Genomic DNA, 26,578 nt, shown 5'->3' with positions numbered 1-26,578 from the left:
ACACGGGGTTCAGCGCGCCGTCGGAGCGAATCCGCGGGCGTCGCGGCGGGCCTGGCCACGGGAGATCCGCAGCGGATCCCAGTCGTGGCCGCGTTCGGGCAGCAGGGCGCGGTCGGCGAAGACCGCGCCGTCGTACGCTTCGGCCAGCACCGGGCGGTCGAGGATCGCCTCGGCGCACTGCGCACCGCCGACCGCGGCGCCGACGACTCCCCCGCCGTGGATGTCCTGTCCGGCGACGAACAGTCCTTCGACGTCGGTGCGCACGTCCGGCCGCCGTCCGTGCGGACCCCAAGACTGCAGCCCGTACGCGGCTCCGCCGGTGGCGAGGGTGTAGCGCTCTTGCGTGAGCGGGGTGGCCGATTCGAGGTAGACGATGCGGTCGCGGAACGGGCCGAGCACCTCTTCGGCGCGGTCGAGCAGGCAGGCGGCGAGTTTCTCTTTGGCCGCACGGTATTCGGCCACGCGCCGGTACCGAAGCCCGGACGCTGGTCCGTCGGTTACGCCCCACTGCTCGTAGCCGGGCGGGCACGCGGTCATGATTTGGAGGTTCGTGTATCCAGGCGGGCAGACGGCGGGGTTGCCGGGGTCCTTGTGCGAGGCGGACGAGATGAATACGAACGGGAGCTCGTCGAACTGGCCCGCTTCCGTTCGGGCGTAAGCACTTTCGACGTCGCCGCTCGGCCAGTACCAGATGTTGGCCTCGGACGCTTCCGCCAACTCCGTGTCCACCACGGCATAGCTGGTCACCAATGGCAGCCGCATGACCGCGTCTTCGGTGCGCCGGACGATGCCCTCGGGGAGGTTTTCCCGGCCACCGCACAGCTCCAGCACCGTGCGCCGATAGTCCGCATTGGACACCACCAGCGGCGCACGCAGCACGTCTCCGTCGGCCAGTTCGACACCGGCCGCGCGTCCGTGCTCGATCAGGATCCGGGCGGCGCGCGCTTTGGTGCGCAGCTGGCCGCCGTGCGTTTCGAGCTGCTCCACCAGCGCGGCGGCCAGCATCTGGCCGCCGCCCTCCGGGTAGTACGCGCCACCGGTCAGGTAGTCGTCGAGCATGCGAATGTGCGCCGCGACAACGGTATTCGCTGGCGATGACGCATAATTTCCGGACTGCGCAGCCAGCACCGTCCGCGCGGCCGCCGACAGTCCACAATGGTCAAACAGACGACTCAAGCTGCGTCGGCTCCACCGCACCACCGCGGCCGAGTTGCCCAGCACCGGCCGAGCACTCGCCGAGTACCGGGCCGCCGCGGCGATCTCGCCGCAGATCGCGAGGTACTCCTGAAGCCCCGCGGCCTCCGCCGGAAAAGTCTCCAGCAGCCGGTCCCCGTACTTGGACCAGCCTTCCGGCACGTCGAAGCGCAGGCCCGGCAGCACGATCCGGTCGAAGCCGTCCGGGTCGAGCCGGCGGAACCGCACCCGGTCGCCGACGCCGAGCCCGGCCAGCAGCGACGGGAGCAGCCCGCCGGGCCCGCAGTCGCCGAGGTAGTGCACGCCGATGTCGAACTCGTAGGCGCGCCGCCGCCGGAACATGTGGCAGTTGCCGCCCGCCACGTCGTGCTGCTCCAGCACCAGCACCCGGCGGCCGAAGGCGGCGAGGTAGCCGGCGCAGACGAGGCCGCCGATCCCGGACCCGATCACGATCGCGTCCCAGGAAGAGCTTCCCGCCTCGTTCGGACTCATGCCGCTGACGCTACGGCGGGGCGGTGACCCCGGGCTGACCGCGCGCTGACAGCTGGGGGCAGTCAGCAGCAGGCGGTCGCCCAGGGGTCACCTATTCAGGAGAGAGCATGGCGATCGAGGTCTTGCCGCGCACCGCGAGCCAGGTCGGGAAGAGCGTGGCGACCATGCTTACCACGACCGCGAGCAGCACCACCACCGCATAAATCCACAATGGACCGTAGGGCAGCCAGCTGTCGGACACCGCCTGGCTGAACGGAACCAGCATCGCCAGCGAGACGGCGGTGCCCAGGACCACGCCGATCACCGCGACCACCATCCCCTCCACGGCCATCACGCCCAGCACCTGGCCCCGGCTCGACCCGGCGAGGCGCTGCAGGCCGAACTCGCGCCGCCGGTGCGCGGTCGAGAGCACGAGCGTGTTCACCACCGAGATCGCCGCGTAGAGCAGGATCATGCCGACCACGAGGTAGTTCACCCACGCGTTCGCTTCCTGTTCCTGCACGAACTTGGCGGTGAGCGTGTCCCGATTCGCGACCTGCACCCCGGGCGAGGCCTGTGCCAGCCCGTCGAGCGTGGTCATCAGCTGCGAGACGCTCGTGCCCGCCGCCGCGGTGACGAGGACCTGCGACGCGATCCCGTCGGTGGTGTGCGGAGCCAGCGTGCCCGCGGGCATCAACGCCGTCGCGAAAGACGGCGCGGACCGCAGGGTCGCCACTACTCGCAACCGCACTTGCGCACCGTCGCCGAGCCGCAGCCCGATCTCGTCGCCGACCTTGACGTGCAGCCGATTCGCGTTATCGACCGGAAGCGCGATGGTGTTGCCCTGCAGGTCGTTGAGCGAACCGGAAGCGAGTTCCGCGGCCCGCGTCTTCGCGACCGCGTCGCCGGTGACCCCGGTCAGCGCGAGCCCGTCCTCATCCTGGCCAGAGTCCGACGGCTTCTCGTTGTAGCCCTTGCTGGTCACGTACGCCGAAGCGGTGCCGACGCCGGGCAGCGACCGGACCTTGTCGAGCAGCCCGGTGCCGACGTCGCCGGTCGACGAGGTGACCACCGCGTCCGCCGAGAGGTTCGACGCGTACTTCTGCTTCGCCGATTCCACCTGCGTGGTCTGGAAATAGAGCATGAACACAGCCAGTGTCGTGGCGAGCATGACCGGCACGACCGCGCCGGACATCGGCAGCCAGCGCACCCGGGCGTTGGCCATCGCGAGATAGCCGGACAGCCCGCTCACCGCGCGCACCGGAACCCGCAGCACCGCGACCATCAACCGGGTGATCCCCGGCGCGAAGAGCGCGACCGCCGCCGCCACCAGCGTGACCGCCGGTCCGGCCGTGCTGGCCGCGAGCGGTCCGTCCATCACCGTGATCGTCAGATACGCCAGCGCCACGCCGCCGATCAGGCTGCCGATGCCCCACCAGAGCCGGAACGACGTCAGCCAGCGCTTCGGCGAAACCAGTTCCTGCATCGCCTCCACCGGACGCGTCCGTCCGGCGTAGCGCGCCGCGACAAACCCCGCGCCCCACGCTGACAGCAGGCCGACAAGAACGCCCGCGGCGGTCGGAATCCAGTCCTGGTGATACGCCAGCACCGGTTCGAAGACGCCGAACCCGGACAGCCGGTCGAACAGCCAGTTCCCCAGCAACTCGCCGGGGAACGCGGCCAGCACGGTCGCGAGCACGCCGATCACCATCGACTCCGCGGTGATCATGCGGCTGACCTGCTTGGGAGTCGCGCCGACCGCACGCAGCAACGCGACCTCGCGCCGCCGCTGCTGCACCGACAACCCCAGCGTGCTGGCCACCACGAACAACGCCACCTGCACCGCCAGACCGCCGAACACCGCGGCCAGGATCACGAGGATTTCCCCGCCGTCGCTCGCCTGCGCGAACTCGGCGGTCCCCCGCGCGACGCCGGTGAGCGCGACTGCGTGCTGGTCCCGCACCGCGTTCGCGATCTGGGTGCTCAGCGCGTTCGGGTCCGTGCCCGCCGTGGGAAGCACGCCGAACGCGTCGACCTGCCCGGTCGCGGGCGTCAGCGCGAGAGCGTCTTCATGAGAGAAGAACACCGCGTCGGACGCCATTTTCCCGCCCGCAACAGCGATTCCGACGACCTGGAAGGACCGGACCCCGCCACGCACGGCGATCTGCACCGAACCGCCCGACGCGACGCCGGTGGCCGCGGCCGTCGCCTGGTCCAGCACCACTTCGCCGCTGCGCTGCGGAGCGCGGCCGTCCGTCAGCGAATACGGGGCCAGCTCGGCGGTCGCCCAGTCGTGCCCCAGCGCGGTGCCGCGCACCAGCTTCACGTCCGGGTCGGCCGGAAGGGTCGCCGGGATCGACACGTCGGGGATGACCTTCGCGACGCCGGGAACGGCCGCGATCCTGGCTCCGAGCGCCGCGTCCAGGCGCACGCGTTCGGGCAGTGTCGCGGATTCGTGGTCCTCGTCCTCGGTGCCCGGGTTCGTCGGCGGCAGGTTGTAGTGCTGGTCGCCCGCGACGACCACCGGCGCCTCTGCCAGCCGCTGCGGCGGGACGCGGGGCGAGATCCCGGTCTGCATGAGCCCGCCGCACGCCATCACGATCGCGGTGCCGACGAGCAGCGCGATGAACGTCGCGGTGAATCCGGCCTTGCGGAACCGCAGCGTGCTCAGGGCAAGGCGCAGCATCAGCGCACCGTCCCGACGGTGTTCCGGCCGTCGCGGCCGAGCCGCGACGCACGCGAGCTCAACGCGGTCAGCCCGCGCGCGACCTCGTCCACGGTCGGTTCGTGCAGCTCGCCGGCGAATTGGCCGTCGGCCAAGAAGAGCACCCGGTCGGCGTAGGAGGCGGCGACCGGATCGTGCGTCACCATCACGATGGTCTGCCGCTCGGCGCGCACCGCGGTGCGCAGCAGGTCCAGGATCTCGCTCGCCGACGTCGTGTCCAGCGCGCCGGTCGGCTCGTCGGCGAAGGTCACGTGCGGGCGGCTGACCAGCGCGCGGGCGATGGCGACGCGCTGCTGTTGGCCGCCGGACAATTCACCGGGCCGGTGCCCGCGCCGTCCGCCGAGCCCGACCTGCTCGATGATCCGGTTCACCAGCGCCGGATCAGCCCGTTTGCCCGCCAGCCGCAGCGGCAGCGTGACGTTGTCGACCACGTCCAGCGACGGCAGCAGGTTGAACTGCTGGAAGATGAATCCGATGTGGTCGCGGCGCATCCGGGTGAGCGCGGCCTCGTCGAGCCGGCCGAGGTCCTGGTCGGCGAGCACGACGGTGCCCGAATCCGGCTGGTCGAGGCCCGCCGCGCAGTGCAGCAGCGTGCTCTTGCCCGAACCGGACGGTCCCATCACCGCGGTGAAACTGCCGCGGGCGAACGAAACCGAAATCCCGTCGAGTGCGACGACGCGGGCCCGGTTCCCTCCGTAGAATTTGGTGACGGAGCGGAGCGTCACCGCATCCGTGCTTGGCTGTCCGGACTGGTACATCGGTCACTCTCCCAGGCGCGTCGGGCTACAGAAGAAAGCTACGAGCGCTGGGGCCGGATTCCGATGGTGCTAGCTCTTCGATCCGGACTGGTCCTAGCACCCCTGCCGGGAAAGCCGGGAACAGCACATAATCGGGATATGCCCTCAACCGATGTCCGCGAGCCGGCGGCGCCGAAGCCCTGGTTCGCGAGGGGCGGCCTCGCCGTGCTGCACAGCACCGCGCTGGGCCTGCTCGCACCGGTCGAGGCGGTGCTTTTCGGGCTGCTGGCCTGCGCCGCTTCGATGCTGGGCGTCGGCGTCGGGGTTTTCCTGATTCCGCCGGTGGTCTACGGCGTTCGCGCGGTCGCCAATCTGCAGCGGAAACTGCACGGCACCTGGACCGGACGGACGGTGCCGCGACCGTATCTGCCGTTGCCCGAGGGCACCCGGTTTTTTCAGGTGTTCGCGCGGTTGCTGGCCGACCGTGCCACTTGGCGGGACACCGCCTGGCTGCTGGTGGACTGCACCATCGGCTGCCTGCTTACGCTGGCCCCGTTAGCCCTCGTGATCGACGGCGTGCGCGGGTTGTTGATGCCGTTGCTCTATCCGATTCTGGACGATCTGTGGCTCGGCGACTGGTACGTCGCGTGGCCGGTGGACAACCCGACGGTCGCCTGGGCCGCCGTCGTGCTCGGCCTGCTGCATTTCCCACTCGCGCTCTGGGCCGCTCCGCATCTGCTGAAGGTGCACGCGGCGCTGGCGGCCAAATTCCTTTCCCCGTCCGAAAGCACCGTCCTCGCACAGCGCGTCCAGCACCTCACCACGACGCGCGACGACGCCGTCGGCCATCAGGCGCTGGAGCTGCGCCGGATCGAACGCAACCTGCACGACGGCGCGCAAGCCCGGCTGGTCGCGATGGGCATGACGCTCGACGCGGCGGCGAAACTCGCCGAGCGACAGCCGGAAGCCGCGAAGAGCCTGCTGGAAGAGGCCAAGGCGAGTTCGGTGAAAGCCCTGCAGGAACTGCGCGATCTGGTGCGCGGGATCCAGCCGCCGGTGCTGGTCGACCGCGGTCTCGCCGACGCGGTCCGCGAACTCGGGATGGAAGCGACGCTGGAGATGGAAACCACCGTCGACCTGCCCGGCCGGTTCGCGCCCGCTGTCGAGACGGCCGCGTATTTCACCGTTTCCGAGGTGCTCAACAACGCGATGAAGCATTCCGGCGCGGATTCCGGGAAAATCGACGTGCACCATTCCGGCGGCCGGCTGTCCATCACGGTCACCGACTACGGCAAGGGCGGCGCGGACCCGGCCAAGGGCACCGGCCTGCGGGAACTCGAACGCCGGCTCGCCCCGCTGGACGGATTCCTCACCGTGCTCAGCCCGCTCGGCGGCCCGACCTCGGTGGTCATCGAAATCCCCTGCTCACCGGTCGGCTGACGCACGCTGGTGGGCAAGTTTGCGGTCCGTGAGGCGTCAGTGGCGCAGGTAGGCCAGCACGGCCTGCACGCGGCGGTTGCTGTCCTCGGACACCGGCAGCTGCAATTTCGCCAGGATGTTGTTGATGTGCTTGGACACCGCCTTCTCGGTGACGAACAGCTCGGCGGCGATGTTGCTGTTGGACCGGCCCTCGGCGATCAGCCGGAGCACGTCGTTCTCGCGCGGAGTGAGGCTTTCCAGCGCACGGTCGCGGGTGTTGTGCGTGAACAGCCGCGACACCACCTCGGGATCCATCATGGTGTTGCCCGCGGCGACCCCGCGCAGCACGTCGACGAAATGGTCGCCGTCGAGCACCCGGTCCTTGAGCTGGTAGCCGACCGCGCCCGCGCCGTCGGCCAGCAATTCGTTGACGTACAAGCGTTCGACGTACTGCGACAGCACCAGCACCGGCAGTCCCGGCACCTGGCGACGGGCCTCGATCGCCGCGCGCAGGCCCTCGTCGGTGAACGACGGCGGGAGCCGGATGTCGACGACGCCGACGTCCGGCTTCTCCGTGACCAGCGCGTTCAGCAGATCCGGCCCGTTGTCGAGCGCCGCGACGATCGTCATCCCGTGCGCTTCGAGCAACCGGACCAGCCCGTCGCGGAGCAGGAACTGGTCTTCGCCGATGACCACGCGCACAGAGCTTCACCTTTTCTTCGCCGCGGCTGTTCCGCTCCTGATTATAGGGGCGCGGACGGCTCGATTTCCCGGGCGAAGGCGCAGATTCCGAGAGTTCCGCGAACCGGGTCGTAATCGGCGAGCACCGCGGGCGGTTCGGCCCACAGTTCGGTGGCGGAGCGTCCTTCGGTGATCGGCTCGCCGGTGAGGCCTGGTCCGTAACGGTCTGCTGGCGCGAGCCGATCGGCCTCGGCCCGCGCGTCGGCCGGGGCGATTCCGGGCAGCACCGCGACTCGGGTGCTGCCCATTCCGGCCTCGAACAGCAGCGCGGCCGCCGCGTCCGCCGACGGACGTTGCCCGGCGTACGGCATGCCTCGCTGCTCCATGACGAGGATCAGCACGCGGTGCATCGGCTTCCGCCGCACGTATCCGGCCGCTACTCGCAGGGCGAGGAAACCGGCGAGCGGGCCTTGCCCGGAAACCGAGTACGTCATCGGACCGCCCGGCAGCACCGCGGTCAGGTTGACCGGAGCGGACAGGCGCGGGTCGAAATCGGGGCCGTCGTGCGCGACGACGACCAGGTCGACCGGCTCGCTCAGCTGGCCGTCGAGCAGTTGCCTGGCCAGGGAGATGAACGTGTTGCCCTGTGCCTGAGCGACCAGGTCCGGCGAGTAGCCGACCTCGTGTCCGGCGGCCAGATCGGTGAAGTACCGCGTCATGATCGGACCGTCGAGCCGGTCGTCGCCGGACTCGAATCGCCGATGCAGCACGGTTTTCAACCCCATCGGCAGCACGGCGAACGGCGAAGTGCGCGTCGCTGCTACGGGAGCACCGGCACTGAACATCAGCCCTCCACCGCGGGAACCGGCAGCCGGTGCAGGTGCTGACGGCGCAACAGGTCCTCGGGCTGGTCCCGCTCGCTGATCACATAGGACTGTCCATCGTGGACCAAAACTTCGGCGGGATAGCCGTGGCTGAGGAACAACACCGGCGACGCGCTCGGGCCGTAGGCGCCGGAGCGTTCCACTCCGATCAGGTCGCCGGGACGAACCGGCGGCAGCGGGATCTTCTTGCCCAGCACGTCGTTCGGCGTGCACAGCGGGCCGGTGATCTGCCAGGTTTCGGCGGCCGGTTCGTCGATCCGGTTGAGCAGCCGCATCGGGAAATCGCGTTTGACGTAGGAGCCGATCCCGACCGCGGCCATGTGGTGGTTCGTGCCGCCGTCGGCGACCGCGAAGTTCTGTCCCAGCGAGGTTTTGACGTAACGCACGCGCACCACGTAGGTGCCGCTCATCGCGGTGAGGTAGCGGCCCAGCTCCATCACGAGCCGGGTGCCGGGATGCCGCGCGGCGAACTCGTCGATCACCGGGTTGAGCCGGGAGGTCAGCAGATCGAGGTCGAGGTCGCGTTCCCCCTCGAAGTACGCCACGCCAAGGCCGCCGCCGACGTCGACCAGGTCCAGGCCGAAGCCCAGCCGCGCGGACAGCTGCTCGGCCAGCGCGAAGATGCGGGTGGTGTTCTCCACCACCGATTCCTCGCTGAGAATGCGCGTGCCCATGTACACCTGGACGCCCATGATCTTCACGTTCGCGTGCCGGGAAACCAGGTCCTCGGCGGCGAACAGCTGTTCCTCGTCGATGCCGAACTGACGCGGCTTCCCGCCCATGGTCAGCCCGGATCCCTTGACCGCGAAGCTCGGATTGACCCGCAACGCCACCCGCGCTTTCACCCCGCGTGCTCCAGCGAGCCGGTCGATCAACGCCAGCTCTCCGAAGGATTCGCAGACGATCGCCGCGATATCCTCGTCCAGACAGGCTTCCAGCTCTGCCTGGCTCTTGCCGGGACCGAGGAAAATGATGTCGCGCGGTTCGACCCCGGCACGGCGCGCGGTGCGCAGTTCGGCGAGGCTCGACACCTCGGCGCGCGCCCCGTTGTCGTGCAGCACAGCGAGAATCGACACGTTCGGGTTCGACTTCAGCGAGAAGAAGACCTCCATGCTGTCGTGCAGTTCCCGCCGCAGCCGGGACATCCGACCGGCCAGCTCGCCGCCGTCGTAAACGAACAGCGGGGTGCCGTAGCGGTCCGCGAGCTCGGTGATCCCGACGCCCTCGATCTCGAGTTCCGTACTCATCAGGTTGTGCTCCTAGTGTTCGAAGACCATCGCGGAAAACGTCGAGCCGAGGCCGACCGAAACCATCAGGTAGCGCTCGCCCGGGTTCAGCAGCCCGAGCCGGGTCGCGGTGTGGTAGTTGAGGAACGGGTCCGCGCAGAAGCAATGGCCGGTGCGCGGGACGTTGCCGAGGAAGATCTTTTTTCGCGGCACGGCCATCGCCTCCGCCGCGCGGATCCACGAAACCTTGTTGACGTTGTGCGGAAGAACGAGCGCGAGATCGCTTGCCGCGCACCCGGCGGCTTCGAGCGCGGTGCGGGTGACGTCGCCCAGCGCGTCCGGATAGATCTGCCGGAAGACCTTGTTCTGCTCTTCGTTCGTGATGACCTCGCCGCCCGGCCCGCCGAGCGTCGTCGTCGCGTAGCCGAGCAGCCGATCCCGTTGCCCGCCAGGGGCGACCAGCACCGCGGCGGTCCCCTCGCCCATCACCGCGACGTCCGGGATGATCTGCGCGGCCGGGGTGAAAGCCTTCTCCCCGGCGAGAATCAATGCCAGCGCGTCGGGGTCCCCGTCCTGTTCGAGCAGCGCGCCGGCGAGGTCGAGGGCGAGCAGGCCGGACGCGCAGGCGTGGTCAGTAACCGTGAAGGCCAGCGCGTTCTGGAGCCCGAGCCGCTGCCGCACTTCGGCCAGCGGATCGAACGGAAACGGCGACGCCGCGGGCACTGTCTTCGGCCGCAGCACGTACCGGACGCGTTCCTCCACCCCGGCGAACCCGTCGAGCTTCGCGACCGCGCCGAGCAGCATCTCGGCCTCGGACTCGGGCGACCGGCAGACCTCGGACAGCCCGTAAATGCGATGCAGCCTGCGCAACTGGGCGTCGGTGAGGTCGAGTTCGTCCTGCAGCGACGCGATCGGCACCGCAGCGGGCAGGTAACTGGACACAGACATCAGGCACGTCACCCCGACAGAATCGCAATCGGCACTGACGCGACGCTGACGCGCGGCTTTCAGGAGGGTTCGCTCACCACAGCGCGACGGCGGTGAGCACATGCACCGCACCCACCACGGAGCTTCCCGCGATCATGCCCCGTTCCCCGCGGAACACTCCGATGCCGACGTCGCCCGCCTGCGCGACCGCGGCCGCGAGCAGAACCACCGCGCAGACTGGTCCAGACCAGATCAACGGCACCACCGCGGCCGCGCAGCCCAGCGGCACGGCTCGCACCGCATACATCCAGCCGTAGAACTTCTCGCCGCTCGTCGGCGCCGCACTGTGGCTCAACGCCGCCGGTCGCACTGCTGCCACTACCGCGAACGCGACGCTGACCACCGCGAGCACAGCGTTGGCCGCCACCAGGACGATCATCATTACCTCACTCATCAACTATTCACAGATTGAACTGTTTACGGATGATAGAGTACCGGCGTGGCGACCAACAGTTCTTTGCCCGAGACCTCGGCGTTCCGGCTCATGGTGCTCGGCACCGACCTGGCCAACGACTTCGCCGAGCACCTGCGCGAAACCGGCCTGACTCCCAAACACCTCGGGACGCTCGCCATGGTCGAGCAGGGTTTCGCGCGGACCCAGGACGACATCGCGCGACTCATGCGGGTGAGTCCCAGCCTGGTCGTCCGGCTGGCGGACCAGCTGGAGCAGCGCGATTTGATCGAGCGGCGGCGAGACCCGGAGAACCGGCGCAAGCACATCCTCACCGTCACCGACGGAGGGAAATCCCTGCTGGCCGAGATGGGTTCGCTCGCGGCGGCCGTCGACAACGAACTGGCCGAGCGGCTCGGCGAGCGGCTCAGCGGACGGCTGGACGAGGCGCTCGCGCAGCTGATGGGCAAGCTCATGGAGGACCGGCAGCGCCCCCGGTGATCAGCGGGATCCCGCTCGTCCGGCTACCGTCGCAAGCATGCGCGCATTGGTAGCCGGAGCCTCGGGGTTCGTCGGCAGCCGGTTGTGCCCGGCGCTGGAAGAAGCCGGGCACGACGTGCTCGCCATGACTCGCCGTCCGGAGAACTATCGAGGGACGGGCGAGCCGGTGCACGGCGACGTCGCCGACATCGGGTCCTTGCGGGACGCGCTCAAGAACGTCGAAGTCGCCTACTACCTGGTGCATTCCCTGGACAGCACCGACTTCCAGCAGCGCGACGCCAACGCGGCCCGCGCGTTCGCCCGCGCCGCGGCGGAGGCCGGAGTACGCCGGATCGTCTACCTCGGCGGTCTCGGCGACGACGGCGACTCGCTGTCGGAGCATCTGGCCAGCAGGCGCGAGGTCGAACGGCTGCTGGCGGAGACCGGCGTGCCGGTGACCGTGCTGCGCGCGGGGATCGTCATCGGGCACGGCGGCACGTCGTGGGAGTTGACCCGCCAACTCGTCGAGCACTTGCCCGCCATGATCACCCCGCGTTGGGTCAGCACGCGCACCCAGCCGATCGCGCTGGCCGACGTCGTCCGCTATCTGGCCGGCGTGCTGGAGCATCCTGAGACCGAGGGCCGGACGTTCGACATCGGCGGCCCGGAAGTGCTGACCTACCGGGACATGCTGCGGCGCGTCGCGGTCATCGAGGGCAGGATGCTGCCGATCGTGCCGGTCCCGTTGCTCTCGCCCCGGCTGTCGTCCTACTGGCTCGCGCTGGTCACCGACGTCGACGCGACGACCGGGCGCGCGCTGATCGACTCGATGGGCAACGAGGTCGTCGTCCGCGACGACGCGATCCGCCGGATCGTCGAGTTCGAGCCGATGAGCTACAACGACGCCGTGCTGCAAGCGCTCGGCGAACGCGCGCGACGGCGGCAGGCCAGGTGAAGACGTTCCTGAAAGCGGTGACCGCGGCGGGTTCCGGACTGCTGGGCGCGTCGCTGGCCAGCAAACCCGGGTCGCGGCGGTTCCACGTGCTGACCGCGTCGGTCGCGGCGACCTGGTTCGCCGGTGCGCGAGCGGCCGGGCCGGTGCCACGGGGACGTCCGGACGTCATGCAGCCGGTGCTGGCGGGCGCGGGCGCGTTCGGGGTGTTCTACGGCTGCGCGCTGGTCGCTCGCCGGATTCCGTTGCTGCGCAGGGCAATCACCGGCGTACTCGGCCATGCTCACCACGGCTCGACGCCGACAGTGGTGACGACTGCCCTCGTAACCGGTGCCGCAGAAGAGGTTTTCTTCCGCGGCACGCTTTACGACACGTTCGGCCCGCGAGGATCGACCGCGCTGTACGTGCTTTCCACGACGGCGACACGGAACCCGGCGTTGGTGCTGGCGTCCGCGACCATGGGGACGCTCTTTACGCTGCAACGCCGTTGGGGCGGCGGCGTGCAGGCACCGTTGCTGACGCACGTGACCTGGTCCGCCCTGATGATCGGCTTCCTGCCCCGGCTCTTCCCGCCTCAGTCCAACTCGGGTGGAGTGGGTCCGTAGGCATTGGCGCGGGCCGCACGAGCGCGGGCACCAGGAATAGCGGTGAGCAACCGCAACAACCGATACGGCGGAGCGGCCGGACGACCACGCTCCCGCGCACGGGCGGCGCGTTGTTCCAACCGGACTTGCTGTGCCTGCACCTGCCGGATAGCGGGCTCACGCTCGGCTTGAATCCGCGCGAGGGCGGCATCGGACCGATCCCGCACGAGGTGATTGGCCGCGACGACGGCGTCCTGGACCGCCATGAGGATTCCGTTGCCCCCGACCGGCGAAATGACGTGCGCGGCGTCGCCGATGAGCAGCAGGCCTGGACGCCACCAGCGCTCCACCCGGGAGATGTCGACCGAAAGCAGGGTCGTCTGGCCGAAATCAGTCAGCAGTTCGGCGCGGTCGGCCAGCCACGGCACATGCTCGGCGAGGAACGTCCGGATCGGGCCGACCCCGCGCTCGCGGGCCTGCGCGTATCCGCCCTTGGGCAGGCTGTATCCCACCTGCCAGCCGTTCGTCCCGGCGAGCAGGCCGACGTAGTGGTCCCGCCCGAAGAAGAGGTCCACGTCGGCGTCCGGCGGGTCCTCGGGACGGTGCGGCAAGCGGAACCACAGCAGGTCGGTCGTGGCGCCGAGGGAGCGGGCCGGAGCGTCCGCGAGCCGGCGGATCCGGGAAAAGCGGCCGTCCGCACCGACTACGAGCGAGGCGGGCAGGCCGTGGGTTCCGGCGTCGTCGCGGTAGCGGACGCCGGTGACGCGGCCGTCCTGGATCAGCTCGACGACCTTGGCCCCCGTACGCACGCTCGCGCTGGGCAACGCGGCGGTCTCGGCGGCGAGGAAGTCGAGGAATCGCGCCTGCGGCATCAGGGCGACGTAGTTGTACGGCGAGGCGAGCTTGCCGTAGTCCGCGGTGGTGATCGACCCGGCCGGGGTGTGGAAGCGGAAGAAGCGTGCTTTGTGGTGCGGCAGGGCGAGGAGCCGGTCGGCCAGCCCGAGGCGGTCGAGCAGTTCAAGGGTGTAGGGATGCAGCGAGTCGCCGCGGAAGTCGCGGTCGAAGTCGCGGTGCGCTTCCAGCAGCGTGACGGGGATTCCGGCCCGGCCGAGCAGATAGGCGAGCATCATCCCGCCCGGTCCGCCGCCTACGACGACCACGGGGTCCGTCACGCGTCACCCGTTTCGAGGCGGAACACCGCAAGCGAGTCCAGGTGCTCGGCGATCTCAGCCGCCGACGCACCGGGACCGACCGGGAACGCGGCGAGCGCCCACGGAGCTTGCACCGCGGCCAGATAAGCCGAGATCACCGACACCGCCTCGGCACCGTGCACCGGTTGCGCGCGCACGCTTTCGCTGATGTCGCCAGCCAGGACGCGGCAAGCCGTAACCGCGACGAGATTGCGTACCCAATCGCGGTTCGCGTCCGGCGACACGAGGTAGCGGTCGCTGCCGAGCCGGAGCACTCCGAGCGGCGTCTGCCGGGTCCGGCCGCTGCGGCGTCCGGTCGTTTCGAGCACGCGCAATCCGTAGCCGCCGTCCGGTACCGGGCGCGGATCGGCGTCGAGCAGCTTCCGCGCCATCTCGGCGTTGACCTGGGACAGTTCGCTAGATTTTCTAGCCATATCGACCAGCGTACCGCTTACCTAGAACTTCTAGCTACCATTCGACCGTGTCGGACGAACGAGTGGCGGACGAACGAGTGGCGGACGAACGAGTGGCGGACGAACGAGTGGCGGACGAACGAACGGCGCGGGACGTCTCCCTGGCGGTGCGGCGGCTGCTGCAAGCGGGCCGGGGCATGCAGGCGGCGCTGGCGCGCAGGCTGTCGCTGCGGGTCACCGACGTCCAGGCCATCGACCAGGTGGTCTCCAGCCCGGAACCGCTCGGACCGGGCGAACTGGGCAACCGGCTCGGCATCACGTCGGCGTCCGCGACGGTGCTGGTCGACCGCCTCGCCGCGGCCGGGCACCTGGCCCGCCGCGCCGACCCGGCCGACCGGCGGCGCGTCCACCTCGAGGCCACCGCCCACGCCCGCGAGGACGTCCGCACCGCGCTGACACCGCTGCTCACCGAGATCGAGACCATCACCAACCGGCTCGACCCCGAGCACGTCCCCGTCGTCCTGTCATTCCTCGACGACGTCGCGGCCGCAATGCGCGCCTACGACCGTCACGCCTGAACCGACTGCTCAAACCGCCGCTTCGTCACCACTGTCCACCCGATCAACCCCGCGAACGCGACGATCAACAGCGCCTGCGAGAGAGCAGCTGCGGTGTCGAACGGCAGCGTGTACACGCCCACGATGCGCAGCACCGAATCAGCAGTCAGCCCGACACCCCACACCAGCGAGATCTGGTACCAGCGCCGCCGCAGGGTCGCGTCTTGTGCGGTGGCGTCGAATTCACGCTGCCGGGCACCGCCCGCCGAATGCGCGAGGCGCCGCGCCGCGTAGTACGCGAGAGGACGGCCGAGCACGCAGCTGCCGACCAGGGCCACGCCGGCGCAGAAAGTGGTCACCGATTCCTTCGCCAGCAGGAAGCGCGGATCACCGGTCAGGAAGCTCAGCCCTAAGCCCAGACCGAAAAGCAGCACGAGGAACGACGAGAACAGGTCGAGGCGGCGCTGCGCGACCGCGACCCAGATCGTCCGCAGTCCCGCGACGATCGTGCCGGCCAGCAGCGACACGTACGCACTCGCGCCGAGCAGGTTGGCCGCGTAGTAGACGACGACGGACAAACCGACGTCCAAGAACATCGTAGTGATCATCGTGCGGGTGGACTTGGTCATGCCGGGCTCCCCGTTTTCGGCTTGATTGCTGGGATTCGACGAGAAACGCTACGGTCGCCGCGCGCTGCCGTCTTGCGGCTGCGGGCGTATCCCCGGGTGGAGAAATCCAGGCTCGGGTGGAGGGATTTCTCCACCCGGGGATACGCCGCGCACCGCACGACTTCGAGCCCGTTCCGCCGTAGTTTTCTCGGCATCGGAACGGATGCGAAAGGCAGGAACAACTCATGAGCGGACCCGTGGAGATCGTCCTGATCGTGGCGGCGATCGGCTACCTGATGGTGCGGCGGCTGATGGGCGAACCCGCGCAGGCCAAGCAGATGCTCATCCTGCCCGCGGTGCTGTCCGTCGTCGGTCTCAGCACGTTGTCCGGCGAGGTGACGACGCCCGCCTCGATGATCTTCCTCGTCGGGACCGCGGCGGTCAGCGTCGCCCTCGGCGTCCTGCGCGGGATGAGCGTCCGGATTTCCCGGCGCGACGGCACCGCCTTCGTCCGCTACACCGCGTTCACCGTCGCACTGTGGGTGGCGAACATCGTGGTCAAGATCGGCGTGAACCTCGCGCTCGACGCGTTCGCCCCGCAGGACGCCGGCGGCGTCGCCAACAGCATGCTGCTCACCATCGGCGTCGGCATCCTCGCCGAGGGGCTGGTCGTGCTCTACCGCGCGCTGCGCGCCGGGCACCAGGTGGTGTGGACCCAGGGCAGCGACGGAGCCCCCGCGCAGACCTCGCCGCTGCTGGACAACATCCAGCGCAACCTCGCCGGCCGTCCGGCGGAGTGGAACACTCAGTCCGCCCGCGACACCGCCCCGACGAGGAGGAACCTGGTCCCATGAGCACGCCGGACCAGCGGTCGCTGTCGCTTCTCGGGCAGTACCGGGACGAGCTGATCCAGCCCGTCCTCGTCCTCACCGCCATCGCTTGCACCGCAGTTCAGTGGCCGGACGCGCAGATCGCGTACCGGCCATTGGCCTTGCCGCTGTTCGTGCTCGCCTCGGTCTCCGGAATCGCCTCGCTGCTGCCCTGGACCCGGCTCACCGAGAACCGGCAGATCGCCGTGATGAGCGCGTACATGCTGTTCGGCGCGCTGCTCCTGCCGCTGACGCACGGGACGTTCGCGGCGATGTTCCCGTTCGTCGCCGCGTCCGCCTCGGGGGTCAAACTCGCGTCCCGCCGGGCCGCGGTGACCATCGCGGTCGCCGGCACCGCCGTCGCGGCCGCCGCGACCTGGACGGTCGGACAGCTGTCACCAGGGTTCCCAGTGTGGCCGGTGTGGGTGACGCTGACCGTGGGTCTGCCGGTCGCCGTCGGCATCTCGCACCACGACCGCCTCGACGCCGTCCGCAACGCGCAGCTCGCCGCGGACGCCGCGCAGCGCGCCCGCGAGTCCGAAGCCCGCGAGGCCGCGCTCGTCGAACGCGGCCGGATCGCGCGCGAGATCCACGACGTCCTCGGTCATTCGCTCTCGGGGATCGCGCTGCAATTGGACATGGCCGACGCACTGCGCGACAGCGGCCGTGACGACGAGGCAGCCGCCGCGGTTCGCAAGGCACGCGCCATCGCCGTCGACTCGATCAGCGAAACCCGCCGTGCGGTGCACGCGCTGCGCGAAGACACCTTGCCGCTGTCTGAGACGTTGTGCCAACTCGCCGAACACGCATCGGCGGAGTTCGCCATCGAGGGCGAAGCCGGAGCGGTCGGCCCGGAGACCACGCACACCATGGTCCGGGCGGCGCAGGAAGCGATGACCAACGCGGCCAAGTACGCGCCGGGCGCGACCCGTGGCCTGCGGCTGGCCTTCACTGCTGATCATGTAAGGCTGACCGTGCACAACGGGCCCGCGACCGAACCGCTGCGCGCCGAACTGGCCGGAGGTTCCGGGGTCGGGCTCGTCGGAATGCGCGAACGGGCCGCCCTGCTCGGCGGCACCCTGCGAGCAGGCCCGGCCGGCGACGGCTGGACCGTGGAACTGGAGCTGCCTCGATGACCGACCGCCCGATCAGCCTCGTTGTCGTCGACGACCAGGCAACTGTCCGCGAGGCGCTCGCGGTCATGCTCGACCTCGCCGAAGACGTCGACGTCGTGGCGACCGCGACCAACGGCGCCGAGGCCGTCGAGGCGGCGCAGCAGCACCGTCCGGACGTGGTGCTGATGGACCTCAACATGCCGGTGCTGGACGGCGTCGGCGCGACCGGGCGCATCCGCCAAGCCCAGCCGGACACGACAGTTCTCGTGCTGACCACGTTCGACGACGACGAATCGATCCTGGCCGCGCTGCAGGCGGGCGCGAGCGGCTATCTGACCAAGGAAGCCGACCGCACCACGATCCTGCACGCCGTGCGCACCGCGGCCCAGGGCCAGACCGTGCTCTCGCCCGAGGTGCAGCGGCGATTGCTCGCGCTGGCCGCCAAACCAGCCCCGCCCGCCGAGCCGGATCTCTCGCTGACCGCGCGCGAACGGGAAATCCTCGGCCTGATCGGCGACGGCCTGCGCAATCCGGAAATCGCGGCCGCATTAGTCATCAGCGAAGCCACGGTGAAAACCCACATCAACAACCTTTTCGCCAAAGCGGGTTTCCACTCGCGTGCCGACGCGGTCCGCTACGCGCTCAACTATCAGAACGGTCAGCGCTAGCAATAACTGAAGCCGCGCAAGGGCCGGGCGCGGTTTCCGCGATGACGCATCGATGCCGCATCCGCGACGCCGCGACCCGACAGCATGGGGCGCGAGGCACACCATCCGAGGTGCGCCCAGGCGCGAAGGAATATTCGTTATGGTTCGATTCACCGGCCCAGGTTCTCTTTCCGAAAGAGCGGCCAAGCCCTTCATTGCCATCGCATTGACTATCGTCGCCTTGTTCGCCGGCGCGAGCGTCGCCACGGCGGCCCCGGCCGCGGAGCCGCTGACCGGAACCCTCAGCTCAGCGGGCTCGCACGCCGCGCCGGACGCCGTCCCGCCGGTGTTCAACTGCAACTATTACTCCCGGGCCCCGTTCCACGACGTCGCCATCAGCTGCGCGGTCCGGGCGGGCGTGATGCGGGTTTACCTCGTCTGCTCGAACAATGCCCAGGTCTACGGCCCGGTCATGTACGCGGGCAACATCTACCGTTTCGTTCTTTCCTGCCCGGGCGTCCCGGTGCGAACCATTAACTGGCAATCCTTGTCCTAGTCCGGAATGCGTCCGGGGCGGCCATCCGGCGGGGCCGTCCCGGACGCGTTTCCGGTCCGCTTGGCCGAAACTGCTCGCCCGTAGCGCCGCAGATCCGCCCTTGCCGTTGCACGAGCCGGGCGACGGACGCTAGACACACTGAGTCCTGGTCCGGCGACCGGCTCACGGGTGATCACGATGACGGTACGATTCCGTCTGCTCGGCCCTGTTGGCGTGACGGTGAACGAGCGCGCGATCGCGCTCGGCCATCAGCAGTTGCGCTGCATGGCTGCGGTGCTGCTGATCGAGGCCAATCAGACGGTCGCGATGGACGAGCTCATCGACCGCGTCTGGCCCGAGGGCGCGCTCCCCCGGCAGCCGCGGCGGGCGGTGCAGCACAACATTCCGTTGCTGCGCAAGGTCCTCGCTCCGATTCCGGGGGTCGCCCTCACCCGCAACGGCTGCGGCTACCGGCTTTCCGTCGAACCGGACGCGATCGATCTGCATCGCTTCCACGCGCTTCTCGAACAGGCCCGCACCGCATCGCAGCGCGATTCCCGCGCCGACCAGATCGCCGCGACCGCCCTCGAACAGGCGCTGTCCCTGTGGCAAGGCAAGCCTTTCTCGGATCTCGCCGCCGCGGCCGACATCCCGTGGCTGTGCGCGCTGCGCGCCGCGCTGACCGCCCGCCAGCGAACCGCGCGCCTCGACCTGACCGACATCCGGCTGCGCCAAGGCAGACACGCCGAACTGCTCGCCGAACTCGCCGCCGGCACCGCGAGCCACCCGTTCGACGAACGCCTCGCCGGGCAGTACCTGCTGGCCCTCTACCGAAGCCGCCGCCAAGCCGAGGCGCTGCAGCATTACCACCGCCTGCAACGCGTTCTGGCCGACGAACTCGGCACCGACCCCAGCCGTCCGCTCCGCGAACTGCACGAGCAGATCCTCGCCGCCGACCCCGCGCTGACCGCGCCCGCGCCGGAACCCGCGACCCGGCCGCCGGTCCCCAGGCAGCTCCCGTGCCCGCCCCGGCTGTTCGCCGGCCGCGGCGGCGAACTCGTCCAACTGGACCGGCACATGGACGTGGCGGGAACGGTGGCGATCGGCGGCACCGGCGGAATCGGCAAAACCTGGCTGGCGCTGCACTGGGCGCATCAGCGGCTCAGCCGGTTCCCGGACGGGCAACTGCACGTCAACCTGCACGGTTTCGATCCCACCGGACAGCCCGTGTCCGCCGCCGAGGCGGTGCGCGGCTTCCTGGACGCGCTCGGCGTCGTCCCCTCCGCGATCCCGGTCGACCTGGAAGCCCAGATCGGGTTGTACCGCAGCCTGCTCGCCGGAAAACGGATGCTGCTCGTGCTGGACAACGCCCGCGACATCGACCAGGTCACGCCGCTGCTGCCGGGCACTCCCACCTGCACCGTCCTGATCACCAGCCGCCGCCACCTGGTCGGGCTCGCCGCGCTGTACGGCGTCCACCTGCTCAACCTGGACGTCCTGCCCGACTCCGACGCCCGGGAACTCCTGGCCGGACACCTCGGCCCGGACCGCCTGGCCGCCGAACCGGACACGGTCGCCGACCTGCTCACGATGTGCGCGGGTTTGCCGCTGGCCGTGCGGATCGTGGCCGCCCGCGCCCAGCACCACCCGACGTTCCCGCTGGCCGTGCTGGCCGAGGAGCTGCGCGACGCCTCCGCCCGGCTGGACGGCCTGAACGCCGGTGGCCTGCGGGTAAACCTGCGCGCGGTGCTGTCCTGGTCCGTCCGCGCGCTGAGCCCGCAAGCGACGCGACTCTTTGGTTTGCTCGGCATCGCCCCAGGCCCGGACATCAGCCTGGCCGCAGCCGAGGCTTTGGTGGCGCTTCCGGCCGCCCAGCTGAGGACGGTGCTGCGGGAACTGGAGATCGCTTCCCTGGTACAGCAACACGTTCCGGGCCGATATCGAATGCACGACCTGATCCGCCTTTACGCCAGCGACACCGCCCAGCACACCGTCACCGAAGACGCGCGCGACGCGGCTTTGCGGCGGATCCTGTACTTCTACACGCACACCGCCCACGCCGCCGACCGGCTGCTGAACCCGCGCCAGGACTCGGTCCCGCTCGATCCACCCGCGCCGGACGTCCTGCTCCATCCGCTGCCCGACGCGCTGGCGGCTTTGGCCTGGTGCAACACGGAGCACGCTTGCCTGCTCGCCGCGCAGCACACCGCGACTACGCTCGAACGGAACCCCGCCGGTTGGCAACTGGCTTGGGCGCTGGAGACCTTCCATGTCCGGCTGTCCCGGCTCTACGACCGGCTCGCCCGCTGGCAAGCCCCGGCAGACCTCGCTACGGCTCCTCGCCGAGGTAGCGCGTCTGGTCCTTCTGCCGGTTGACCTCCGCCGCGTAATACTCCTCCGCCACCTGATGCGCCCGGTGCTCGATCAACCCCAACTGGGTCACCAATTCCTGCCCCGCCTCGCCCCGATGCGCGGCGAACCACCGCGGCAAGTTGAGATACGTCTGCACCGACAACGGCAAATCCGTCCGCGCCAGCAACAACACCCGATGCTGCAGGTCCGGATTCCCCGCCAGCCGCCGAGGATCCGCGAGCAGGTCCGACAACATCTCCGCCACCCGCCGCACAGCGTCCATTGTGGACTCCGGAAGTCGCCCGGAAGCCGTCCGCACCAGAGTGTCCAGCGACGAACGGACCTCGGCGGCCTCCACCGACGGATCGACAACCAGCCGCACCTTCTCCGGCGGGCCGAGCAGCGCGCCCGCGGCGTACAACACGACCAGGACCACGAACATCAGCCACAACGGGCCGATCACGCCGAGCACGTACAGCAGCAGCCCGGCCAGCGCGCCGACGCAGCCGAAGAGGTTCTTGGTGGAGCCGAACCAGCGTCTCATTGGTACCCGCGAATCTCCTGGAACACGCTGGCCAGCTGCACGTTCCGGGCGTCGAAGACCTTGCCCCCGGTCAACGCGGCGACTTGGCCGAGTTCGTCGCCGCTGCCCTCGCCGAACAGGACGGTGAACACCGGGATCTGCCGCATCGCGGGCGGCAGCGAGCCGAACGCCGCCTTGAACGCGGCGAGGTCGGAGCCGTTCTCGTTCTGGCCGTCGGTCATCAGCACGATCGAGTTGAACCGGTCCGGATCCTTCGCGACGAGCGGCTCCAGCACCTGGTACCCGTGCTGCAGGGTGTCGTAGATGGCCGTGCCGCCGTTAGCGGTCAGGCCGCCGACGTAGTCCTTGATCTTCGCCAGCTCAGGCTGCGGATACTGCTCGGGCACGGTGAACGTCGTCGGCATCCCCGGCTGCGTGTTGAACGGCAGCATGGTGACTTCCTCGCGGCTGCGGAACTGCCGGTAGCGGCCGATCAGCGAACTGTCCGCGCCGGTGAGCCCGGACAGCGCCGAACGCAGCGCCTCGATCCGGCCGTCCCGCATCGAACCCGACGTGTCCAGCAAGTACAACGTCCGCGACGGGCGGCGGATCTTGCTGAAGTAGGCCGAAAGCAACGCATCGACGGCTTGCTGCGTCGCCGGGAACGGCAGCTCCACCAGGTCGTGCGACGCGAACTGCTGCCCGAGCTGCACACCGGGGACGGCCGGACGGCGCTGCGTGGCAGTCATGATCCGGCGCTGCACATCGGGTGTGCGCAGGTAGTCCGAGAGCTTCTGGTGTGCCGTGCGCGCGGCATCGCTCGCGCCGTTGAGCAGGGTGAGCGGATAGTCGGCGGTGACGACGCCGTCCGTCGGATAGATCAGCGTCAGCGGCTGCGGCAGCTTGCCCGAGGCGTTCAACGACAGCAGGACGGACTCGTAGTTGACCAGTCCGTCGACCTTCTGCCCGGGATCCTGCCCGGTCGCGCGCTTCTGGAAGGCATCAGACAGCCAGCCCGACGAGCCCGCCGACATCTGCTGTGCGCTGAAGAACTGCGTGAGCTGCGGCGTGACCGTCTCGATCTGCTTCGCGTCGATCGCCGTCCCCGCGCTGGCGAGCGCCGAAGCGACCCCGACGAGCGCGGAGAATCCGGAGTTCGACGCCGACGGGTCGGTCATCCCGTAGCTGAACTCCTTCCTCCCGGCCGCCGCCGCGATGTCGCCCCAGGTCGGAGCCTTCTTGTCCCAGCCCAGCCGCTGCGCGACCGGTGCCGAGAGCCCGAGCACCACCGGCGAACGCATGATCTTCGCCTGATTGCCGAGCCGCTTGTTCGCGTCGGGAATGCCTGCCGGGTAACGGTTCGAGGAGAACCACACCGCGTCGTACTTCCCGTCGACGCTGCCCTTCGCGAGCGCCTCCGCGCCTTCCAGCGTGCCGGTGAACGTGAACTTGACCTGCACGCCAGTCGCCTTCGCGGCCTCATCGAGCACTGGCTGCAGATCGGCCAGCTCACTGCCCGCGAACACCCGCAACGCGCCCGCCGCAGGCTGGCTCGGATCGGCCGGTTCCGCCGACGAACAACCAGTCACCAGCAGCAACACGGCCAACGCGAATACGCCGAGTCTTCTCACAACTCCCCCTCGTGCGACCGGCGCAGCCGATCCTCCGCGCGACGCAACTCCCCGGACAGAGAATCCACAGTGGACGCCATGCGCGACACAGCTTCGGCCTTGAACCCGTCGATCGCGTCGAACGCCGAGTAAATCCGGTCGAACGACTCGCGCAGGGTGTCGACCGCGACCGCCGGATCACTCGATGCCTTGCGGATTTCCTCGCTCTGCGACTGCAGCAACTCCGCATTCGCCCGCAGCAGACCGTTCGTGGTCGCCTGCAACGCGTTGACCTCGTCGAGCACGTCACGCTGGTTGGCCAGCGCCGCGCTCACCAGCATCGCGACACGCAGCGCGGAAACCGTCGTGGTCGCCGCGCGCTCGACGCCGCGGATCAGCTCGTCGTTGGTGCGCCGCACCAAATCCAGCGCGAGATACCCCTGCGCGCTCACCGCCAACTGCGTCAGCACGTCCTGGTGCCGCTGGCGAATCGGATACAGCAGATCGGCGCGCAAGGCGTTGGCGTGCGCGGGATCCGTAAGATCGAAGACGCCCGCCTGCCGGTCGATCGCCCCGTCGACCGCTTCGGCGAACGCCGCGGCTTCAGCCAGTTTGCCGAGCGTCGCCCAGAGCCGCTCGCGTTCGCCCTTGATCGCCGCGTTGTCGCGCCGCAGCACGTCCTGCCGCACGCGCAGCTCGCGGACCAGCGCGTTCACCGGCTCGTTCGCCGCCCGATACCGGTCGAGCGCTCGTTTCGCGCTCGCCGCGGCGGGGAAGATCCCGAGCAGTTTGCGTCCGGTGATCGGCAGCTTCGCCGGATCGAGTTCCGCGACCGTGCGGCGCAACTCGGTCAGGCTCGTCGTCACTTCCTGGTGCGGCGAACGAGCAGTGTCGAGTGCCTTGGTCGACCGGTCGAGCATCGTGCCCGCGACCGTCGCCGCCGTGCGCATGTCCGCCTCGCCGACCGCGAGGATCTCGTCAAGCAGCGCGGTGAACTCAGGCGATTTGACGTCGAGAGCTTCGAGTCGCTCGGCGAACTCGTCGGCTCGCTGGGAAATCTCGCCCCGGATCTCCTCGCCGAGCGTGATGAGCCCGGCAGCGCGTTCGACGGGCACCGCCGCCACCGGTTCGGGCGGGGTGAGGGTGAATTCGTCCATCAGTACTGCTTCTGGATCGAGTCGAGCATACGTTCCAGGGTCTCGAAACTCGGCGGCTCGACCGCGTCGACGAGTTCCCCCGGCACCTTGGCCCGCGCGGCGACCTCGCGGAACACCTGCGGATTCGTCGTGCGGAACCCGAACGCGGCGGCGAGCTTGCCGAGCTCCGGATCCGTCGACAGGGCCTGGCCGACCTTGTTTCCGTTGGCGGAGAACGGAACCAGCGTATGCTTGGAATACACCGTCGGCGCCGTGTACAGCATCCGCATGTCCGGCCGAATCGAGCCGTCGTTCCGCAGCACCCGATCGACGTACTGCGATTCGTAGATCAACGCGAGCGGCGTCTTGCCCATGCCCGCCGACAGGTAGTCCTCGAACGGGCCCTCGGTGCTGTTCTGCGTGTACCCCTGGTCCAGGAACAACTTCGCGACCTGCGGCAGGACCTTCGCCTCCTGGTCCGGGCTGGAGACGACGTTGTTCCCGTTGGCCACGAACGAAACGATCGACAGATACATCGCCGCGGAATTGGACTCGCGCGGGTCAGTCGTGGTCACGAGGACGTTCTTGCGCACCGGATAGGCCGTGTTGTTCGGCAGCTGATCCCAGCGGGTGCCCGCGAGCTGCAGGTACTTCGCGATGTCGAGCACCTGGTAATCGCCCGCGCCCTTGCGCACCACGCCGTTTCCGCTCAGCAGCTGCACGATCGGCTCGAAGGTCGCTACCGCCATCGGCGACTGGAACGGCGTGTAGACCGTCGTGACTTTCTTGTCGCGCTGGATCTTCTGCGCCGCCGGCGACGAGGACGGGAACGCGAACTCGTACTTCCCGAGGTCGACGGCAGTCGCGATCTGCCGCGACCCCGCCGTGTCGACCTCGACCTTCAGCCCCTGTCTGGCGAACGCGTCCACCACCCGCTGATCAGTGAAGAAGGCCTGCTTCTCCGACCCGATCACCCCGCGCACGACGGTAATCCCGCCACCCGCGGCGGAATCGTCGCCGGATCGCCCCCAGACGACCACCCCCGCCACGGCGAGCACCAAAACCACAGCCAGCCCGATCGACAACCGGCGCTTCACGACCCACCCTCTCGCACGTCCCCCGACGCGTCACCTCGAATCCTTCAGCTTTTGCCGCGCGGCACGGGGGTTTCCGCGTGAACGGTCGATGAACAACCGGAGTCTTCGGTGGCGCGGTGGCGAAATTCGGGCGGTGGCAGGGATTTTCTTACGTCGGGAGGTCGTCGAGGCTGAGCCGGAACCAGTCGTCTCCGCTCACGAGGTGCAGCTCCGCGCCCCTTCCGAAGACGCGAGCCCGCCGCGGCACCTCTTGCCCGTCGGGCAGGACGAGCCGGTACTCGCCGGTCATCCGGAAGCGGCCGTCGTCCAGGACCCCGGCCACCAGCCGATCACGCAACGGCTCGTAACCGCCGTACAACGCCACCCGGGAACCGCGCACTGCCAAGGCGGTGGCGCCGCTGATGTCGTTGGTCCACCCGGTCACGCCGTCGTCGCGGATCCGGACGATGGGCCAATCGGTGTAGTAGCACGTCCAGGCGGTGTCGCCGTCGACGTTGAGTGCGTAGCAATCCAGAAAGTCGCCCCACGCCGCCCGGACGGACCCGGGGTAATGCCATTCCTCAGCCAAGCCGGCCGAGAACCGGACCAACCCGCTCTGGCCGACGGGAGACGCGGTGCCGTCGCCGCCCCAGCCGTTCGAGCCGAGGACGCCTTCGTCGAAGTAGCCGACCCAGATCTCACCGCTCCGCGTGGCCTGCACGTGGTCGATCCCGTCGCCGAACGTCTGCTCGGCCAGCACTTCGCCGTCGGGGCAGTAGACGATCGCGTTGCGGCCCGGGCTTTCCTGGCGCCACTCGCACCGGGTGCCGACCACCAGCACGCGACCGTCCGGCAGCGGCTGCGCGCTCGGATGCGCGAGCCGAAGATCAGGAATCCGCGCGGCGACCGCCATCTCCGGCACGTGCACGGTCACCCGCGCCGGCGTCGGACGCGACTCGGGCGCGCGCGGAAACCTCTCCAACTGGTTCTCAGGGCCCGACCACAGCGCCGTCAACTCGCCGAACGGCCCGATCGACTCCGAAATCCGCACATCTCCCTGCTGCGGCGGCACGATTCGCGCGTGATGCCAGACAGGAACGGTCGGCAGGGCCAAGGCCTTCGCCCGACGCTCGGCGTACTTCCGCTCCCACTCTCGCATCCGGGTATCCGACCACGCTCAAGTCCGCGAACTCCATCGCATTTCCCTGACCGCCTG

The 26,578-nt window shown here is 69.3% G+C and carries 26 protein-coding genes; 10 read left to right on the top strand and 16 right to left on the bottom strand.

Annotated features, from left to right (window positions below; all coding sequences use genetic code 11):
- Positions 1-9: 9 nt before the first annotated feature.
- The 3 genes from ACFXI3_RS19585 to ACFXI3_RS19575 form a co-directional block, all read right to left on the bottom strand.
- On the bottom strand, positions 10-1,686 hold the full coding sequence (locus tag ACFXI3_RS19585) for a phytoene desaturase family protein (protein ID WP_378400998.1): 1,677 nt from the start codon (positions 1,684-1,686) through the stop codon (positions 10-12).
- A gap of 91 nt (positions 1,687-1,777) precedes the next feature.
- A complete protein-coding gene (locus ACFXI3_RS19580; protein ID WP_378400996.1) occupies positions 1,778-4,351 on the bottom strand; it encodes an ABC transporter permease in 2,574 nt (857 codons plus the stop codon).
- Complete coding sequence (locus tag ACFXI3_RS19575) at positions 4,351-5,148, bottom strand: ABC transporter ATP-binding protein (protein ID WP_344269405.1); 798 nt, start codon at positions 5,146-5,148, stop codon at positions 4,351-4,353. Before ACFXI3_RS19575 ends, ACFXI3_RS19580 begins: the two co-directional genes overlap by 1 nt.
- Before the next feature lie 138 nt (positions 5,149-5,286).
- On the opposite strand from ACFXI3_RS19575, the gene ACFXI3_RS19570 reads away from it, so the two are divergent.
- Positions 5,287-6,567 (top strand): sensor histidine kinase, encoded by a 1,281-nt coding sequence (locus ACFXI3_RS19570; protein WP_378400994.1) that lies wholly within the window; start codon positions 5,287-5,289, stop codon positions 6,565-6,567.
- Positions 6,568-6,603: 36 nt separating this feature from the next.
- On the opposite strand, the gene ACFXI3_RS19565 is transcribed toward ACFXI3_RS19570, so the two are convergent.
- The 5 genes from ACFXI3_RS19565 to ACFXI3_RS19545 form a co-directional block, all read right to left on the bottom strand.
- A complete protein-coding gene (locus ACFXI3_RS19565; RefSeq protein ID WP_182892398.1) occupies positions 6,604-7,248 on the bottom strand; it encodes a response regulator transcription factor in 645 nt (214 codons plus the stop codon).
- A gap of 41 nt (positions 7,249-7,289) precedes the next feature.
- Entirely contained in the window at positions 7,290-8,072 is a 783-nt protein-coding gene (locus ACFXI3_RS19560; protein WP_378400992.1) for a hypothetical protein, read from the bottom strand.
- Positions 8,072-9,358: a type III PLP-dependent enzyme gene (locus tag ACFXI3_RS19555; protein WP_378400990.1), complete on the bottom strand. Its 1,287-nt coding sequence runs from the start codon at positions 9,356-9,358 to the stop codon at positions 8,072-8,074. The genes ACFXI3_RS19560 and ACFXI3_RS19555 overlap by 1 nt, the downstream gene beginning before the upstream one ends.
- Positions 9,359-9,370: 12 nt before the next feature.
- Positions 9,371-10,285, bottom strand: a complete 915-nt coding sequence (locus tag ACFXI3_RS19550) for a 3-oxoacyl-[acyl-carrier-protein] synthase III C-terminal domain-containing protein (RefSeq protein WP_378400988.1) — start codon at positions 10,283-10,285, stop codon at positions 9,371-9,373.
- Between the two features lie 73 nt (positions 10,286-10,358).
- On the bottom strand, positions 10,359-10,718 hold the full coding sequence (locus ACFXI3_RS19545; protein WP_378400986.1) for a hypothetical protein: 360 nt from the start codon (positions 10,716-10,718) through the stop codon (positions 10,359-10,361).
- 45 nt (positions 10,719-10,763) lie between these two features.
- Between ACFXI3_RS19545 and ACFXI3_RS19540 the strand changes: the two genes are divergently transcribed.
- Genes ACFXI3_RS19540 through ACFXI3_RS19530 form a run of 3 tightly spaced genes read left to right on the top strand, consistent with a single transcriptional unit; the run spans position 10,764 to position 12,752 of the window.
- Complete coding sequence (locus tag ACFXI3_RS19540) at positions 10,764-11,216, top strand: MarR family winged helix-turn-helix transcriptional regulator (protein WP_378400984.1); 453 nt, start codon at positions 10,764-10,766, stop codon at positions 11,214-11,216.
- 37 nt (positions 11,217-11,253) lie between these two features.
- Entirely contained in the window at positions 11,254-12,150 is an 897-nt protein-coding gene (locus tag ACFXI3_RS19535) for an NAD(P)H-binding protein (RefSeq protein WP_378400982.1), read from the top strand.
- Positions 12,147-12,752 (top strand): type II CAAX prenyl endopeptidase Rce1 family protein, encoded by a 606-nt coding sequence (locus tag ACFXI3_RS19530; protein WP_378400980.1) that lies wholly within the window; start codon positions 12,147-12,149, stop codon positions 12,750-12,752. The genes ACFXI3_RS19535 and ACFXI3_RS19530 overlap by 4 nt, the downstream gene beginning before the upstream one ends.
- Here ACFXI3_RS19530 and ACFXI3_RS19525 read toward each other — a convergent pair.
- Both ACFXI3_RS19525 and ACFXI3_RS19520 read right to left on the bottom strand, forming a co-directional pair.
- Positions 12,722-13,903, bottom strand: coding sequence for an FAD-dependent oxidoreductase (locus ACFXI3_RS19525; protein WP_378400978.1), 1,182 nt, complete (start codon positions 13,901-13,903; stop codon positions 12,722-12,724). The genes ACFXI3_RS19530 and ACFXI3_RS19525 overlap by 31 nt on opposite strands.
- Positions 13,900-14,355 carry a nitroreductase family deazaflavin-dependent oxidoreductase gene (locus ACFXI3_RS19520; protein ID WP_378400976.1) on the bottom strand — a complete coding sequence of 152 codons (456 nt, stop codon included), beginning with the start codon at positions 14,353-14,355 and terminating at the stop codon, positions 13,900-13,902. Before ACFXI3_RS19520 ends, ACFXI3_RS19525 begins: the two co-directional genes overlap by 4 nt.
- A 47-nt stretch (positions 14,356-14,402) precedes the next feature.
- On the opposite strand from ACFXI3_RS19520, the gene ACFXI3_RS19515 reads away from it, so the two are divergent.
- Complete coding sequence (locus tag ACFXI3_RS19515; RefSeq protein ID WP_378400974.1) at positions 14,403-14,912, top strand: MarR family transcriptional regulator; 510 nt, start codon at positions 14,403-14,405, stop codon at positions 14,910-14,912.
- Here the strand turns inward: ACFXI3_RS19515 and ACFXI3_RS19510 are convergent.
- Positions 14,903-15,520, bottom strand: coding sequence for a VC0807 family protein (locus ACFXI3_RS19510; RefSeq protein WP_378400972.1), 618 nt, complete (start codon positions 15,518-15,520; stop codon positions 14,903-14,905). The two genes, ACFXI3_RS19515 and ACFXI3_RS19510, sit on opposite strands and share 10 nt — an antisense overlap.
- A gap of 224 nt (positions 15,521-15,744) precedes the next feature.
- On the opposite strand from ACFXI3_RS19510, the gene ACFXI3_RS19505 reads away from it, so the two are divergent.
- The 5 genes from ACFXI3_RS19505 to ACFXI3_RS19485 all read left to right on the top strand — a co-directional run bounded on the left by ACFXI3_RS19505 (position 15,745) and on the right by ACFXI3_RS19485 (position 21,041).
- Complete coding sequence (locus tag ACFXI3_RS19505) at positions 15,745-16,353, top strand: DUF1453 domain-containing protein (protein ID WP_378400970.1); 609 nt, start codon at positions 15,745-15,747, stop codon at positions 16,351-16,353.
- Positions 16,350-17,504, top strand: coding sequence for a histidine kinase (locus ACFXI3_RS19500; protein ID WP_344269356.1), 1,155 nt, complete (start codon positions 16,350-16,352; stop codon positions 17,502-17,504). Before ACFXI3_RS19505 ends, ACFXI3_RS19500 begins: the two co-directional genes overlap by 4 nt.
- Entirely contained in the window at positions 17,501-18,151 is a 651-nt protein-coding gene (locus ACFXI3_RS19495) for a response regulator transcription factor (protein WP_344269353.1), read from the top strand. The genes ACFXI3_RS19500 and ACFXI3_RS19495 overlap by 4 nt, the downstream gene beginning before the upstream one ends.
- Positions 18,152-18,356: 205 nt before the next feature.
- Positions 18,357-18,686 carry a hypothetical protein gene (locus ACFXI3_RS19490; RefSeq protein ID WP_378400968.1) on the top strand — a complete coding sequence of 110 codons (330 nt, stop codon included), beginning with the start codon at positions 18,357-18,359 and terminating at the stop codon, positions 18,684-18,686.
- Between the two features lie 177 nt (positions 18,687-18,863).
- Positions 18,864-21,041, top strand: a complete 2,178-nt coding sequence (locus ACFXI3_RS19485; RefSeq protein WP_378400966.1) for a BTAD domain-containing putative transcriptional regulator — start codon at positions 18,864-18,866, stop codon at positions 21,039-21,041.
- On the opposite strand, the gene ACFXI3_RS19480 is transcribed toward ACFXI3_RS19485, so the two are convergent.
- The 5 genes from ACFXI3_RS19480 to ACFXI3_RS19460 all read right to left on the bottom strand — a co-directional run bounded on the left by ACFXI3_RS19480 (position 20,995) and on the right by ACFXI3_RS19460 (position 26,521).
- Positions 20,995-21,561, bottom strand: a complete 567-nt coding sequence (locus ACFXI3_RS19480; RefSeq protein ID WP_378400964.1) for a hypothetical protein — start codon at positions 21,559-21,561, stop codon at positions 20,995-20,997. The two genes, ACFXI3_RS19485 and ACFXI3_RS19480, sit on opposite strands and share 47 nt — an antisense overlap.
- Positions 21,558-23,171 (bottom strand): substrate-binding domain-containing protein, encoded by a 1,614-nt coding sequence (locus ACFXI3_RS19475; RefSeq protein WP_378400962.1) that lies wholly within the window; start codon positions 23,169-23,171, stop codon positions 21,558-21,560. Before ACFXI3_RS19475 ends, ACFXI3_RS19480 begins: the two co-directional genes overlap by 4 nt.
- On the bottom strand, positions 23,168-24,307 hold the full coding sequence (locus ACFXI3_RS19470) for a toxic anion resistance protein (protein ID WP_378400960.1): 1,140 nt from the start codon (positions 24,305-24,307) through the stop codon (positions 23,168-23,170). The genes ACFXI3_RS19475 and ACFXI3_RS19470 overlap by 4 nt, the downstream gene beginning before the upstream one ends.
- A complete protein-coding gene (locus ACFXI3_RS19465; RefSeq protein WP_378400958.1) occupies positions 24,307-25,383 on the bottom strand; it encodes a hypothetical protein in 1,077 nt (358 codons plus the stop codon). Before ACFXI3_RS19465 ends, ACFXI3_RS19470 begins: the two co-directional genes overlap by 1 nt.
- A gap of 148 nt (positions 25,384-25,531) precedes the next feature.
- A complete protein-coding gene (locus ACFXI3_RS19460; protein ID WP_378400956.1) occupies positions 25,532-26,521 on the bottom strand; it encodes a hypothetical protein in 990 nt (329 codons plus the stop codon).
- Between the last annotated feature and the right edge of the window lie 57 nt (positions 26,522-26,578).

Source organism: Amycolatopsis sp. NPDC059235, from assembly GCF_042754125.1.
Taxonomy (GTDB): domain Bacteria; phylum Actinomycetota; class Actinomycetes; order Mycobacteriales; family Pseudonocardiaceae; genus Amycolatopsis; species Amycolatopsis albidoflava.
The sequence above is the reverse complement of the archived record's forward strand: the minus strand, read 5'-3'. Positions and strand labels throughout refer to the sequence as shown.

Coding starts and splice junctions, on each gene's coding strand:
- ACFXI3_RS19585 (WP_378400998.1), bottom strand. CDS start 1,686: ATGAGTCCGAACGAGGCGGGAAGCTCTTCCTGGGACGCGATCGTGATC.
- ACFXI3_RS19580 (WP_378400996.1), bottom strand. CDS start 4,351: ATGCTGCGCCTTGCCCTGAGCACGCTGCGGTTCCGCAAGGCCGGATTC.
- ACFXI3_RS19575 (WP_344269405.1), bottom strand. CDS start 5,148: ATGTACCAGTCCGGACAGCCAAGCACGGATGCGGTGACGCTCCGCTCC.
- ACFXI3_RS19570 (WP_378400994.1), top strand. CDS start 5,287: ATGCCCTCAACCGATGTCCGCGAGCCGGCGGCGCCGAAGCCCTGGTTC.
- ACFXI3_RS19560 (WP_378400992.1), bottom strand. CDS start 8,072: ATGTTCAGTGCCGGTGCTCCCGTAGCAGCGACGCGCACTTCGCCGTTC.
- ACFXI3_RS19555 (WP_378400990.1), bottom strand. CDS start 9,358: ATGAGTACGGAACTCGAGATCGAGGGCGTCGGGATCACCGAGCTCGCG.
- ACFXI3_RS19550 (WP_378400988.1), bottom strand. CDS start 10,285: ATGTCTGTGTCCAGTTACCTGCCCGCTGCGGTGCCGATCGCGTCGCTG.
- ACFXI3_RS19545 (WP_378400986.1), bottom strand. CDS start 10,718: ATGAGTGAGGTAATGATGATCGTCCTGGTGGCGGCCAACGCTGTGCTC.
- ACFXI3_RS19535 (WP_378400982.1), top strand. CDS start 11,254: ATGCGCGCATTGGTAGCCGGAGCCTCGGGGTTCGTCGGCAGCCGGTTG.
- ACFXI3_RS19520 (WP_378400976.1), bottom strand. CDS start 14,355: ATGGCTAGAAAATCTAGCGAACTGTCCCAGGTCAACGCCGAGATGGCG.
- ACFXI3_RS19510 (WP_378400972.1), bottom strand. CDS start 15,520: ATGACCAAGTCCACCCGCACGATGATCACTACGATGTTCTTGGACGTC.
- ACFXI3_RS19505 (WP_378400970.1), top strand. CDS start 15,745: ATGAGCGGACCCGTGGAGATCGTCCTGATCGTGGCGGCGATCGGCTAC.
- ACFXI3_RS19500 (WP_344269356.1), top strand. CDS start 16,350: ATGAGCACGCCGGACCAGCGGTCGCTGTCGCTTCTCGGGCAGTACCGG.
- ACFXI3_RS19495 (WP_344269353.1), top strand. CDS start 17,501: ATGACCGACCGCCCGATCAGCCTCGTTGTCGTCGACGACCAGGCAACT.
- ACFXI3_RS19485 (WP_378400966.1), top strand. CDS start 18,864: ATGACGGTACGATTCCGTCTGCTCGGCCCTGTTGGCGTGACGGTGAAC.
- ACFXI3_RS19480 (WP_378400964.1), bottom strand. CDS start 21,561: ATGAGACGCTGGTTCGGCTCCACCAAGAACCTCTTCGGCTGCGTCGGC.
- ACFXI3_RS19470 (WP_378400960.1), bottom strand. CDS start 24,307: ATGGACGAATTCACCCTCACCCCGCCCGAACCGGTGGCGGCGGTGCCC.
- ACFXI3_RS19460 (WP_378400956.1), bottom strand. CDS start 26,521: ATGCGAGAGTGGGAGCGGAAGTACGCCGAGCGTCGGGCGAAGGCCTTG.